The 12,803-nt window shown below is 69.1% G+C and carries 10 protein-coding genes; 5 read left to right on the top strand and 5 right to left on the bottom strand.

Annotated elements, in window-relative coordinates:
* Positions 1 to 108: 108 nt before the first annotated feature.
* On the bottom strand, positions 109 to 3,045 hold the full coding sequence (locus BLV57_RS00645) for an AfsR/SARP family transcriptional regulator (protein WP_091285242.1): 2,937 nt from the start codon (positions 3,043 to 3,045) through the stop codon (positions 109 to 111).
* A gap of 269 nt (positions 3,046 to 3,314) precedes the next feature.
* Here BLV57_RS00645 and BLV57_RS00650 point away from each other — a divergent pair, with 269 nt between their 5' ends.
* From BLV57_RS00650 to BLV57_RS00665, 4 genes are all read left to right on the top strand, one after another.
* Positions 3,315 to 3,851: a hypothetical protein gene (locus BLV57_RS00650; protein WP_245757077.1), complete on the top strand. Its 537-nt coding sequence runs from the start codon at positions 3,315 to 3,317 to the stop codon at positions 3,849 to 3,851.
* Between the two features lie 63 nt (positions 3,852 to 3,914).
* Positions 3,915 to 4,415: a bifunctional nuclease family protein gene (locus tag BLV57_RS00655; protein ID WP_091287787.1), complete on the top strand. Its 501-nt coding sequence runs from the start codon at positions 3,915 to 3,917 to the stop codon at positions 4,413 to 4,415.
* A 262-nt stretch (positions 4,416 to 4,677) separates the two neighbouring features.
* On the top strand, positions 4,678 to 5,541 hold the full coding sequence (locus BLV57_RS00660; RefSeq protein WP_091285244.1) for a geranyl diphosphate 2-C-methyltransferase: 864 nt from the start codon (positions 4,678 to 4,680) through the stop codon (positions 5,539 to 5,541).
* 28 nt (positions 5,542 to 5,569) lie between these two features.
* The gene (locus BLV57_RS00665; RefSeq protein WP_245757078.1) at positions 5,570 to 6,721 is read left to right on the top strand and encodes a family 2 encapsulin nanocompartment cargo protein terpene cyclase; all 1,152 of its coding nucleotides are present in this window, start codon (positions 5,570 to 5,572) and stop codon (positions 6,719 to 6,721) included.
* Here the strand turns inward: BLV57_RS00665 and BLV57_RS00670 are convergent.
* Together BLV57_RS00670 and BLV57_RS00675 are read right to left on the bottom strand one after the other, a co-directional pair.
* Positions 6,709 to 8,862 (bottom strand): helix-turn-helix domain-containing protein, encoded by a 2,154-nt coding sequence (locus tag BLV57_RS00670; protein WP_091285250.1) that lies wholly within the window; start codon positions 8,860 to 8,862, stop codon positions 6,709 to 6,711. The genes BLV57_RS00665 and BLV57_RS00670 overlap by 13 nt on opposite strands.
* A gap of 40 nt (positions 8,863 to 8,902) precedes the next feature.
* Entirely contained in the window at positions 8,903 to 9,598 is a 696-nt protein-coding gene (locus tag BLV57_RS00675; protein ID WP_091285252.1) for a MarR family transcriptional regulator, read from the bottom strand.
* Between the two features lie 189 nt (positions 9,599 to 9,787).
* Between BLV57_RS00675 and BLV57_RS00680 the strand changes: the two genes are divergently transcribed.
* Positions 9,788 to 10,846, top strand: coding sequence for a serine hydrolase domain-containing protein (locus BLV57_RS00680; RefSeq protein WP_091285255.1), 1,059 nt, complete (start codon positions 9,788 to 9,790; stop codon positions 10,844 to 10,846).
* Here the strand turns inward: BLV57_RS00680 and BLV57_RS00685 are convergent.
* Positions 10,809 to 11,513, bottom strand: a complete 705-nt coding sequence (locus BLV57_RS00685; protein WP_091285257.1) for a response regulator — start codon at positions 11,511 to 11,513, stop codon at positions 10,809 to 10,811. The genes BLV57_RS00680 and BLV57_RS00685 overlap by 38 nt on opposite strands.
* Positions 11,510 to 12,727: a sensor histidine kinase gene (locus BLV57_RS00690; RefSeq protein WP_245757079.1), complete on the bottom strand. Its 1,218-nt coding sequence runs from the start codon at positions 12,725 to 12,727 to the stop codon at positions 11,510 to 11,512. Before BLV57_RS00690 ends, BLV57_RS00685 begins: the two co-directional genes overlap by 4 nt.
* Positions 12,728 to 12,803: the final 76 nt, after the last annotated feature.

A 12,803-nucleotide genomic window follows, 5' to 3' on the forward strand; every position in this document is an offset into this window, starting at 1 on the left:
TCCGGCGACTAGTCCACGGAAGTGGTGCCGTGTCGCGAAATGTGTGACATGGGGTTCACGTGCCGTAGGTGAAATCGGGAATGTGACCCGTGTAGGTGGTTTACACGCTTAGCGAACCCGAGAGTAGTTCGTTTCGGGGCGTGGCTTCGGCAGGCGATCGACGGTTGCCAGTGTTGTCAAATTGGCCTGGACCAACCGCAGGTGAGCGCGGTCCCCGAGGTCCGTGTAGATCGACTCGGCCAGCCGCCAGCCCTCTTCCGCGGCGTCATAGCGGCCCAAGTCGAACAAAGCCTGGCCGAGTGTGCGCAATGCGTGCGCCTCGGCTTGGGAATCGCGGCTCATCGCAGCGAGCCGCACCGCTTGCCGCGCGTAACCCACCGCATTATCCAGGTTTTCCAAGTCATAATGAATGGCGGCCAAAACCCCGCAAACGCGCGGCGCGATCTCGATGTCATTGATACGTTCCGCGATAGTCAACGCTTCGTCGGCGTGAATGCGCGCGGTCGCCAAGTGGTTTTCCTCATGCAGGGTCGCCGCGAGTTCGGTGAGGGTGGCCGCCTGGCCATGGCGGTTGTTCGCTGCCCGCCTCAGCCGGAGCGCGCGCTGGAACAGTTCGACGGCCGTTCCGTGCTCGCCGAGCAACCGGCGGGCCTTGGCCAGGTCATGAAGTATTGAAGCCTGCAGGCCCTTCTCGCCGCTGCTGACCACTTGGGCCAGCGCCTTGTGGTACGTCTCGACCGCGGCGTGCAACTCTCCTAAGTGGACTTTGTGACCCGCCAGTTGGAACAGTGAGATCGGGATGCCCACGGCACTTCCGGTCCGCCTGGCGATCGCGGCGGCGAGATGGTGTTCCTGGAGTGACCGTGTCCAGTCGCCCAGCACACCGTAGAGCAGGCTCAGGTCGCTCCGCGTGGCGCCTTCCGACTCCAAGTCGCCACAGGCCTGTGTGGACGAAACAGCGATCTCGAACATCGCCGCGAGCTGCTGGTAGTGACCGTGGCGCCGGAAAATCCCGTACAGGTTGTGGGGAAGCCGCCACGCGTAGGCGTCGTGGCCGCGTTGGGCGGCCCACGGAATGAGCGCCGTGAACAGGCGCTCGTCGAGCAGCCACTCCGCCGCCTCTTGTTCTGTCTTGAAGCCGAAAACGGGCGCGCCGGGCTCGCGTTCGAGCATGGGAACGGGGGTACGGAAGGGAAACAGCATCCGGTCGGCTTGATAGCTCGTGTGCAGATAGAACGACAGCAGCCTCAGCTCGGCGGCCGCGCCGTCCGTCGCGAGTTCGCGGGCGAACGCGCGGACCAGATCGTGCATGCGATAGCGATCGGGTGTGCCGGTCGGGGTGAGCAGATGCGTGCTGACGAGAATGTCGATGAGTCGCTGGGTTTCCCGCAGCGGCTCGCCCAGCAGCGCGGTCGCGGCGTGCAGGCTGATCTCGGGCGTCGGCGACAGACCGAGCGCGCGGAACAGCCGCCGGGCCTGCTCGCGCAGTGCGTTGTAGGTGAACGACAACGCCGCGCGCAGGTTCGCGTGCGGATCGTCGCCGTCGTCGCCGATGTCGAGCAGCCTGCCCTGATCGGCGAACTCGTCGGCGAACTGGGTCAGCGCGGCGTCCGGGCGCGCGTCGATATGGTGCACGACCAGCTGGAGCGCGAGCGGAAGGCCGGCGCAGAGCGCGGCGAGCCGGTCGATGGCCTCCTGTCCGTCTACGGCCCGTCCGCCGACTCGTCGCGTGAGGAACTCGACGCTCAGCGCGGAATCGAGCAGCGGCACGGAACAATGTCTGCCGCCGTGCCTGGTCGCCAACGCCGTCAGGCGATGGCGGCTGGTCACCAGCAGCAGGCATCGGGACAGCGTGAGCAGCAGCGGGCGCAGGTGGTCGGAGTCCGCGACGTTGTCCAGTACGAGCAGAGTCCTTGTCCCGTCGAGGATCTCGCGGACCTTGGCCGCGCGTCGGCCGGCGTCGGTGAGCCGATCGGCGGGCACGTCGAAGAACTGCAACAGCTCGTCGACCACGTCGGCGGCTTCGCGGCGCTTGCCGCCTTCGAAGCCGTGCATGTCCAGATAGACCACGTTGTCGGCGAGCGAGCCGAGCTGCCGGTGCGCCCAATGCACGGCCAGCGACGTCTTCCCGATGCCAGCGAGGCCGTCGAGGATGATCAGACCGGGCTGCAGCCTGCCGTCCGCGGTGCGCGCCAAGCGGTCCAGTGCCGACTTCAGCTCGGCGCGCCCGACGAAATCGCCGGGATCGTTGGGCAGCAAGGATCGGCACGGCTTCCGGGTGACCGTGACTTTGGCCGTGGGCACCAGGCTGTCGTGCGCGCGGCGGAGCTCGTCGGCCGCGTCGCGGTCGCCGGTGGCCTTGAGTTGCTTGTACACGGTCAAAAAGTGGTTTTGCGCGTCGATCGGCCGATCCAGCGCGTAGAGGATCTCCAGGCGCCGCTTCACCAGGCCGGTGTCGGTGGCGTGCTCCTCGTGCAGCTCGTCGAGCCGGTCGAGCGCGGCTTCGAACCGGCCGAGTGCGACGAGTTCGCCGACCAGCACCTGGTTCGCGGGCAGCCACTGATCGAGAATGGCTCTCCTGCGCCAATTCTCCGCCCTTTCGGACCGCAGATCGGCCAGCGGCTGCTCGGTCCACAGGCCGATGGCGGACGTGATCACCGCGAGCGCTTCGGCGTGCTCACCGCGCGCGGAGTGGGTGCGCGCCTGGCCGACCAGGTCGGCGAACGCGAAGTAGTCGATCGCGCCGCGGTCGACCGCCAGCACGTACGAACCGTCCTCGGTGCGCAGCTCACCGGGAAGCCCGGCGTCGCGCCAGGCCGACCGGATCCGGCCGGTGTGCGTGCGGAACGTCGAGGCGGGATTGTGCGGTTCTTGTCCCTGATCACCCCACACCCAGTCGGCCAGCAGGTCCACGCTGACCCGGCGGTTCGGCTGGACGAGCAGCGCGGCGAGGATCTCCCGTTCCTTGGGCCTGCCCCACTGCACGCTCAGCTGCCCGTGCAGCCGCATCCCCGTCCGCCCGAGGATTCCGAACGCGATGTCCACCTGACCAGCACGCCCCCTCCCCGGGATTTGCTGAAGTGCAAGCTCGCTGGGGGTGATTTTCGCATTTCCGGCAGCGGCTGCCCACCGTGTTCACCCTCTCTGACACGCATTTGTCACAAACCGCGCCGTCGCTGACCGCCTGGTGACCGGTTGCCCCGTCAGGCTTTCGGTGTCCGGATGGAGCGCACATGAGGAGGAGCATGATGCACGCCACCACGTTATTCGGTAAGCGAACGCGAGCAGCGGTGCCACAGCATCGATCAATTCTCGTGATCGATGTTTCCGGTTTCGGCAGGCTCGACAACAGCAGGCAGCTGAATTTGCGTGCGGTGCTCGGCGCTTCCGTCCGCGCCGCGTTCCGCGCGGCCGGGGTCGCCTGGTTCCGGCTGGCGGTCGAGGATCGCGGGGACGGGATGATCGTGCTCGTGCCCGCCCGGGTTTCGAAGCTGGACTTGCTCGGCAGGGTCATCCCGGCGCTGGCCGCCGCCGTACGCGCGTACAACGCGACGGCGGGCACGGCGGCCAGGATCCGGCTGCGCGTCTCCTTGCACGCGGGGGAGGTGCTGCGTGACGCGGCGGGCTGGGTCGGCGCCGATGTCAACCTCGCCTGCAGGCTTGTCAACGGCGAACCCGCTTATCAGTGGCTGCGAGCCGACGACGAGGCCGACGTCGTGCTCGTCGTGTCCGACTTGATCTACCAGGGTGTGGTCCGGCACGGCTATCGCCAGGTCGATCCCGACCGGTTCACGCCGGTCAGGGTGCTGGCGAAGGAGGTCGACGTGACGGCTTGGCTGCGGACGGCGTGACGAGGATTGCTTTCGGCGGCAATGGGTACCCGGACTGTTTCGGATGGGGAAGCGGTGATCGACATGGTTCCGGTGGATGTCCGAGGGCTGGCCGTGCTGCCGCCGATGGCGGCGCCGGTGTTGCTGCTGCGCGAAAGCGTCGGCGAACGGCGCTGGCTGGCGATCACGATCGGCGAGGCCGAGGCGTCGGCGCTGCTCACGGCGCACACCGGCGAGCCGAGTGAGCGGCCGGGCACGATCGAGCTGCTCGGCCACATCATCGAGGCGCTGGGCAGCGGCGTGCGCGCGGTCGAGGTGACGGCGCTGGACGCCGGGATCTTCTACGCGGACTTGGTGCTGGACGGGGGACTGCGCGTCTCGGCGCGGCCGAGCGACGCGATCGCGCTCGGCCTGCGCGCCGGCGTCCCGCTCCACGCGGCCGAAGCGGTGCTCGAAGCGGCGGCGCTGGAGTCGGTCGTGTTCGACGGCGCCGACGAAGCCGACGAGGTCGTCGAAGAGGACAAAAAGGTCGAGGACTTCCGGGCGCTGCTCGACCGGCTGACGCCCGACGACTTCCGGGACTAGTCCAGGGTTTTGACTCGCTTGGAGTAGTCGGCCGCCGGTGTGCTCACCCGCGGTGGTTTCCCGTCACCGTGGTGAGTGAGCAATTGCTGCAAATGAACAGTTCGCCGCAATTGAGTGGTGATTTGAGCACCATTTCCCTGCACTCATTCGGTGACTGTACGGGGGGCGGGGTGGGTGCTAGCTTCGTTTGTGCTCAGGGCCGGGGGAATGCGGCCGGGTTATGCACGACAATTGTGTCTATTTTTCGTCCGAGGGAGCTTGAATGGCCATCGTTCACGGGACTGCGGGTCGTCCGGTGTTGCGTACCGACTACCAGCGTTCGGTAGCGGAGTATTGGAACACCGAGAAAGATCCGGTCAACCTGCGTTTGGGTGACGTCGATGGTCTTTACCACCACCACTACGGCATCGGTGACTACGACCCCGCGGTGCTCGAAGTGCCCGCGGAACGGCGTGATGAGGCCATCATCGCGGAGATGCACCGGCTCGAGACCGCCCAGGCGGACGTGCTGCTGGACCATCTGGGTGACATCATGCCCGGTGATCGACTACTCGACGCCGGCTGCGGCAGGGGCGGCACCAGCATCATGGCCCATCACCGCTTCGGCTGTCAGGTCGACGGTGTTTCGATCTCCGAGCAGCAGGTGGAATTCGCGAATGCCAGGGCGCGTGAGCGTGGCGTCGACGACAAAGTGAAGTATCACCTGACCAATATGCTTGACACCGGTTTCGAAACGGGTTCGATGCGCGGTGCGTGGAACAACGAGAGCACCATGTATGTGGATCTCTACGAATTGTTCGCCGAGCACGCGCGCCAGATTGCTCCCGGTGGCCGGTACGTCACCATCACCGGGTGCTACAACGACGTGACGGGCGGCCGGTCGCGCGCGGTCAGCCAGATCGACCAGCACTACATTTGCAATATCCACTCGCGGGGGGAGTACTTTAAGGCCTTGGCGGCGAACGGGTTCGTCCCGATCAACGTGGTCGACCTGACCGCGGCGACGATCCCGTACTGGGAACTGCGGGAGAGGTCCTCGGTCGCCACGGGGATCGAGGGGCCGTTCCTCACCGCGTACCGCGAGGGCAGCTTCCACTACCTGCTGATCGCCGCCGACCGCGTCTAGCCAGTCCGACCGAGAAGACGGGAGCATGATGACCGAGACCGTTACCGCCACTGAGGAACTCGCACCCGCGGTGTCACCGCAGGTCCGCGGATGTCCATTGAGGACGGTTCCGGCGGTGACGGCCTCGGCGCTCGCGGGACCGTCCGGACTGGGCACGTCGGCGGCCAGGCTGACGACCCAGTTCGGCCCCGACCCGGCCTACGCGGAGGTCGCGTGGGGCGACGGCAAGGCGTCGCCGCTCTACGTCCCCGTGCTGGAGCGGACCAACGACGCGCTCGGCGCGGAAGTCGACCGGCGGCTGGTCGAGTGGGCTGGCGACTGCGGGTTTTCCGAGGAGGAGCAGGAAAAACTGCTCAAGGCGGGCTTCGGCAGGCTGGTCATGCTCGCGCACGCGGACTGCGACGATCCTGACCGCCTGCTGATCTCGGCCCAGCTCAACGCCGCCTGGTGGGCGGCCGACGACTACTACGCCGACGACAGCGAGATGGGCGCCGTGCCGACCCGGCTCCCGCCGCGCCTCGCACTGGTCATGGCGGCGATGGACCCGGTGGCGCCCGCGGGCGAGTTCACCGAGGAGCTCGACAAGGCGCTGCGCGGCGACCCGATCCTCATCGCGCTCAACTCCGGCGTCGAACATCTGACCAAGCACGGCACGCCGTCACAGGTCCAGCGGATCTGCTACGCGACGTTCGCGATGTTCGTCACCTGGAACGCTTATGCCGCATGGCGTTACACCGGCGAATACCCACCGGCCTGGGAATATCTGGCCGCTCGTCAGCACGACAGCTTCTACACCTCGATGACGTTGGTGGACGCCGTTGGCGGCTATGAGCTTCCGGCCAACCTGTACTACGACCCGCGCGTCCGCCTCGCGCTCACCCAGGCGGGCACGGCGTCGGTGATGGTCAACGACCTGTTCTCCGTCGCCAAGGACGCGGCCGACGAGAACCCGGTCTGCAACATGGTCCTGCAGATCGCGGCCGACAAGGACATCTCGATCGAGGACGCCACCGAGATCACGGTCGACCTGCACAACCAGCTCGTCCGTGACTTCGAGGCCGGGCACCGGGCGCTGCTGGCGGTGCCTTCACCCGAGCTGCACCGGTTCCTGCGCGGGGTACGGGCTTGGATGGGCGGCGGCTTCGAGTGGCACAACACGAATCCGCGCTATCGCACGTAGGTCAGCCGGTCCTGCAGGCGGGCGTGGCGGAACTGGTACACCGCGCCCGCCTGGCGCAGGACTCCGCGCTGGTAGGCGTCGTCGAGGAAGGCGAGCACCGCCCACGGGAGCTTCCCGGTCAACGGCAGCCAAAGCCGGGACAGCGTGAGCCATTGTCCCCACGCGGTCAGGCCGAGCACGTAGCCTGCGCCCAGGCCCGAGCCGACCACCACGCCGAACACGACCCCGTCGGCGAACCCGAACGACAGCCCGATCCCGACGGCCAAAACGGGCAGGCACACGAGCAGCTGGACGAGCACGGTCGTCCGGTTCGCGGCCAGCAGCTCACCGGGGCTGACCGCGGAGCGGATGTCCGCTGGCGCCTCGAGCCCGGCCATGATCGCGAACACCACACCGCCCGCGAGCCCGATGCTCAGTCCCGAGGTGATCCCGCTCGCGAAGCCGTTGCCGACGCCGCCGACGAGTTCCACGCCGAGCCCGCCGGTGAGGCCGAGCACGAGCCCGCCCGCCAGGCCGCCCGCGAGCCCGGCCAGCAGTCTGCGCACGATCTTCGCCCGCACCTGCCGCAGGCCGCTGACCAGGTGGATCCTGGTGCGTGACGGTTCACCGAGCGCGCCACCGCCGACCAGTCCGTGTGCCAGCCCGAAAGCCAGGCCGACCGAGGCCGCGGCGACCAGGCCGGACACGAGTCCGTCGATCGGCCGATAGCGGAACGCGACCACGACGCCGTTCAGCAGGCCGTTGACAAGGCCGACGATCAGGCCGATCCAGAGCATCCGCGAGGACCGGCGCATCCCGGCGCCGAGCTGCCACCAGGCGAGGTCGCGGGTGCCGAGGTCGTGGAGGTGCGCGGCGAGCAGGCGCAGCCAGCGCTCGGCGTGGTCGGGGTCCCAGCGCTGCTCGCCGGGCCGCTGCCGGTAGACGGTGGGGACGAAGTCGTCGAGCAGGTGGTCTTCGATCGCGCTGGGGATGGGGAACCGGGTCGTGTCCAGGAGTTCGCCGGGGTCGCGGCCGGGGGAGTCGCTGTAGATCGTGCGGGCCAGCACGACCATCAACGGCGTCGCGAGCACCGCGGTGAGATGCGCGAGGCTGTCCGGATCGTCGCGCAGCCGGGCGAGTATCGGATCCCAGACGGTCGCGTCGTCGGCGGTGAGCTTGCGGGCGCTGCGCGGCAGGTAGCTCGCCCAGTCGGCGGGGGAGAGGTCGGTCAGTTCGACGCCGGCGGCCGCGGTGAGCACGTCGGTGCCAGCGACGGCGGCCGCGAACTCGGTGGGCCTGCTGGTCAGCAGCAACGGCAAGGTGGTCGCGTTGAGCGCGAGCAGCGCGGGGCGATGGAGCCCGTCGGCGAGTTCGTCGAAGCCGTCCAGCACCGGCAGGATCCAGCCGTGGTCGACCAGCGCGGCCGCCAAGGTCGGGCTGCCGTGTGCCGGCGCGGCGAGTCCCGGATGGTCGCGGACGAGCCTGCCGGTGAGCCAATCCCGCAGCGACGTCGTGGCCGGATTCCAAGAGGCGAGGCCGAAGAGGACCGGCACCGGATCGGCGCGGCCCCGATCGGCGAGCCGATCCAGCACGAAGCGCAAGGTCAGGATCGTTTTCCCGGCGCCGGCCCTGCCGAGCACCACCAGCCTGCCGGACGGGACGCGCCGGTAGACCTCCGCGATCTCACCCAGCCCGCCGTCGAGTGACACCGGCTCGGCCGTTTCCCCGGCGGGCGCCCGGCGGATGTTCGCCCAGTGGTCCATCAGGTCGTCGGACACGGGCTGCCAGCGCACCGGCAACGGGAACGGATCGTGGATCCGGCGATGTTCTTCCTCGCGCTGCCACCGGGTTCGGACGGCTTGCGCGAGCTGATCGGCGGCCTCGGCGAGCGGGTCTTCCTCGGCGGGCACCGGCTCGGCGGGCGCGAGCGCGCGGCCTGGCTTGCCGATGGCGACGGCGAGCAGGTCGTCGCGCTCGGCGATGTCCAGGCTCAGCGCGTCCGCGAGCAGGCGCACGGTGACCATGCGCGGGTCGGCACGCTCACCGGTCTCGAGCCCGCGGATGGTGCGGACGCCGACGCCGGACCGCGCGGCCATCTCCTCCTGCGTCAGCCCCGCCCGCAGCCGGAGCTGCCGCAGCCGTGCCCCGAACTGGCTGGTCAAGCAGGTGCCCCTCCCCGTTTGTTCTTGCCGGAAAAGGACTCTAGCGCTCTAGGAGGTGGTGGCGCTTCGCCGCTTCGACGATGTCGTGGTTGAGCTGCTGGAGGAATTCGGCTGCCTTGCCCAGCCTGATGCCCGCCGGGGTCTCGGCGCCGAGTGCTTCGGACGCTTCGCGGCTGGCGGCGGCCAGCGTCGCGTTGCGCTCGGCGCTCGCCAGCATCGAGCGGTACCAGAGGTCGTCGTCGAGGACGTAGCGGTCGCGGCGCTCGTCGTGTTCACGCCGGATCAGCTGCTGATCTTCGAGGTAGGCGACCGCCTTGGACACCGACGCCGGGCTGACGCGCAGGCGCCTGGCCAGGTCGGCGGCGGTGAGGCTGCCGGTGTCGGTGGTGTAGAGCGAGGCGAGCACCCTGGTCGGCATCCGCGGAAGCCCGGCCTGTACCAGCATTTCGGTGAACCGCGCCTCGAGCCGCCGCACCGTCTCGGGGTCGCGGCCGCCGGTGTCGTCGGCGATCGGCTCGGGCGGGCCGGCCTGGTTGGCCCGGCGTGCGCGCCGCGTGGTCGCCTGCTGGGCCCGATGTGCTTGGTAGGCGTTGGGTCCGCCGTTGCGGGCCACCTCGCGGGTGATGGTCGAGGTCGGGCGGGCCAGGCTCTTGGCGATCTCGTTGAAGCTGAGCCCGCGTGCCAGCCCGGTGGCGATGAGCTGGCGGTCCTGGCGGGTGAGTCTTCCTCCTGGCATGGGATCAGTGTAAGCGTTAAGCAATAGTCCATTGCAACACCGTGTTGCATTACCTCGCATTCTCATTGCAATGATTCAGCGAATTTACCAGCTGTGTTCCGGGTTTGTGAAGCCGTTCATGTTGTTGGAAAAGCAACCTCGCCTGTAGCGTTTCTCGTAGGGGAAAACCACAGGAAATGGGGATCAACAATGAAGAACTCCGTCATGCGGGTACTCGACGGCGCGGTCGCCGACGGCGGTGTGCCCGGCATTCTCGCCGAAATCCACCATGGCCAGGACCGCTGGTTCGGCACTGCCGGTGTCGCCGACATCGAGACCGGCGCACGTCGCGAGGCCGGGCACCGGTTCCGGATCGGCAGCACCACCAAGACCTTCGTGGCCACGGTCGTGCTGCAGCTGGCGGGCGAGGGTGAACTGAGCCTCGACGACACCGTGGCGACGTGGCTGCCGGGCCTGATCGGCGACGAGATCACCGTCCGGCAGTTGCTCAACCACACCAGCGGCCTCTTCAACTACGTGCTGGCTCCCGCGCTGATCGCGACCTACACGGGGCTCGCGTTCCTCGAGCACCGCTTCGACAGCATCAAGCCGGAGCGGCTGGTGGAGATCGCGATGTCGCATCCGGCCGACTTCGCGCCCGGCACGGCGTGGGGCTATTCCAATACCAACTACGTGGTGGCCGGGCTGCTCATCGAGCGGGTGACCGGGGCGTCGCTGGCCGACGAGATCTCGCGGCGCGTTCTGCGGCCGCTCGGGCTCACCGGGACTTCCGTGCCGGTCGGCGACGACGCGTCGATTGCGGGGCCGCACAGCAGGCACTACTCCAAGCTCTACCTGCCCGACATCGACGGGCGTGACGTGACCGAGCTGAACCCGTCGTGGGCCCGCGGGGCAGGCGACATGATCTCCACCGCCGCCGACCTCGGCGTGTTCTTCCGCGAGCTGCTCGGTGGGGGCTTGCTGAAACCGGCCGAGCAGCAGGAGATGTTCACGACCGTGGCGACCGGGGACAAGTGGATCCCGAATACCGGCTACGGCCTCGGGGTCGCTTCCGTGCGGCTGGCCCGCGGCACCGAGGTCTGGGGCATGGGCGGCGCCATCCACGGGTCGTGGTCGTACAGCTTCGGCACCCGCGACGGCTCGCGGCTGGTCGTGGTCAACGTGAACGGTGACTGGGCGGCGGGTGGCAGGCCGGATCCGATCGGCGTGTTCACCGATCTGCTGGAGGCGGAGTTCGCGTCGGAGTGAGGCCGGCGTTCCCGGCCGGGCTGATCAAGCCGGTCTCGTACGCGACGACGACGGCCTGCACGCGGTCGCGGAGCCCGAGTTTGGCGAGGATGCGCGCGACGTGGGTTTTCACGGTCGCTTCGGAGAGGTGGAGCCGGGCGGCGAGCTCGGAGTTGCTGAGGCCTTGGGCGAGCAGGCGCAGCACTTCGAGCTCGCGCGGGGTCAGCGCGGACAGGTCACGGTGGACCGGCGCGGCGGCGGGCTCGGTGCGGGCGAAGCGTTCGACGAGGCGGCGGGTGATGGCCGGCGCGAGCAGCGCGTCGCCCGAGCGGACCAGGCGGACGGCGGCGACCAGGTGCTCGGGGGTGACGTCCTTGAGCAGGAAGCCGCTGGCTCCCGCCGCCAGCGCGGCGTAGACGTAGTGGTCGAGGTCGAAGGTGGTCAGCATGAGCACGCGGGGTTCGTGCTCGCCGCCGGTGAGGATGCGGCGGGTGGCTTCGAGGCCGTCGAGCCCCGGCATGCGGATGTCCATCAGCACCACGTCAGGGCGGGTGCGGCGGACCGCGTCGACGGCCTCGGCCCCGGTGCTCGCCTCGGCCACCACGTCGATGCCGTCGGCGGTCAGGATCATCCGGAAGCCGGTGCGGACCAGCGCCTGGTCGTCGGCGACCACCACGCGCGGAGTCACAGTGCCTCCAAGGGGATCAGCGCGGTGACACGGTAGCCCTCGTGCGCCCGAGGCCCGCTGCGGAGCGTTCCGCCGTACAGCGCGAGGCGCTCGCGCAGGCCGATCAGCCCGCGCCCGGCGCCGGTGACGGCGGCCGCCGCGTCGCCGCCGGTGTCGGTGACCTCGACCTTGAGCCGGTCGGCGCCGTAGTCGACGGTCACCGTCGCCTTCGCTCCCGTCGCGTGCTTGACCGTGTTGGTCAGCGCCTCCTGGACCACCCGATACGCGGCCAGCTCGACGCCGGACGCGAGCGGACGCGGTTCACCCGCGACCGTCAGCTCGACCGGCAGCCCGGTCTCGCGCACACGGCCGACCAGCGCCGCGACCTGGTCGAGTCCCGGCTGCGGGGCGAGTTCGGCGGTGGCCGTGCCGTCGGCGGCGAGCAGGCCCATGACGTGGCGCAGCTCGGCCATCGCCGCCCGGCCCGCGGCCTCGACCGCGAGCAGGGCCTCGCGAGCCTGCTCGGGAGAAGCGTCCATGACCTTCCTGGCCGCGCCGGCCTGGATGACCATCATGCTGACGTTGTGCGTCACCACGTCGTGCAGCTCGCGGGCGATGCGGGTGCGTTCGAGCTCGGCCGCGCGGCGAACCGCGTCCGCCCGCTCACGCTCCACAGTGGACAGACGGCTGCGGCTCTCGTCCGTGCGGACGCGCCACGATCGCACCCCGTACGCCGCCCCGACCGCCAGGAACACGACCAGCAGCGGGACGTACTGCGTGGGGACCGTGGGCACCGGGGTGTCGTCCGTGACCACGTCGACCACGAGCACCAGCACGGCGAGGCTCGCCAGCGTCGGCATCCGGTACGGGCTGTACGCGGCCGCGCTGTACGCCGCGACGACCCCGGCGTAGAAGGTGAGCCTCGGCGTGTCCGGCGGGGTCACCAGTATCGCGGCGAGCACCAGCCAGAGCACGGCCAGCGGATACCGGCGGCGGAACATCAGCGGCACCGTGCCAGCCAGTCCGACGGCGATCAGCGGGATCCAGTCACCCGGCGCGAGCGGGCTCACTCGCCGGGGCGGGCTGATCAGGCCGAGCAGGTTGTCGAGTGTGTAGTGGACCGCCATCGCGGCCAGCACGAGCGCGAACACCACGTCGAAGAGCCTGCCGCGCCAAGTCAGCCTCGGCGGCTGACCGGCGGGCCTCATCCACTCCCTGAGCCGCGCGTTCGTCACCGGCCCATTCTCGCGGAGCGCACGACGCTCAGGCATCCATCGCCGGACTACACCGCGCGGATGACGGCGTAGCCCA

The organism is Amycolatopsis xylanica, from assembly GCF_900107045.1.
GTDB classification, from domain to species: Bacteria; Actinomycetota; Actinomycetes; order Mycobacteriales; family Pseudonocardiaceae; genus Amycolatopsis; species Amycolatopsis xylanica.

Bases quoted from the DNA above. Each gene is read 5' to 3' on its own strand.
- BLV57_RS00660 (WP_091285244.1), top strand. From the start codon at position 4,678: ATGGCCATCGTTCACGGGACTGCGGGTCGTCCGGTGTTGCGTACCGAC.
- BLV57_RS00680 (WP_091285255.1), top strand. From the start codon at position 9,788: ATGAAGAACTCCGTCATGCGGGTACTCGACGGCGCGGTCGCCGACGGC.
- BLV57_RS00655 (WP_091287787.1), top strand. From the start codon at position 3,915: ATGGTTCCGGTGGATGTCCGAGGGCTGGCCGTGCTGCCGCCGATGGCG.
- BLV57_RS00665 (WP_245757078.1), top strand. From the start codon at position 5,570: ATGACCGAGACCGTTACCGCCACTGAGGAACTCGCACCCGCGGTGTCA.
- BLV57_RS00675 (WP_091285252.1), bottom strand. From the start codon at position 9,598: ATGCCAGGAGGAAGACTCACCCGCCAGGACCGCCAGCTCATCGCCACC.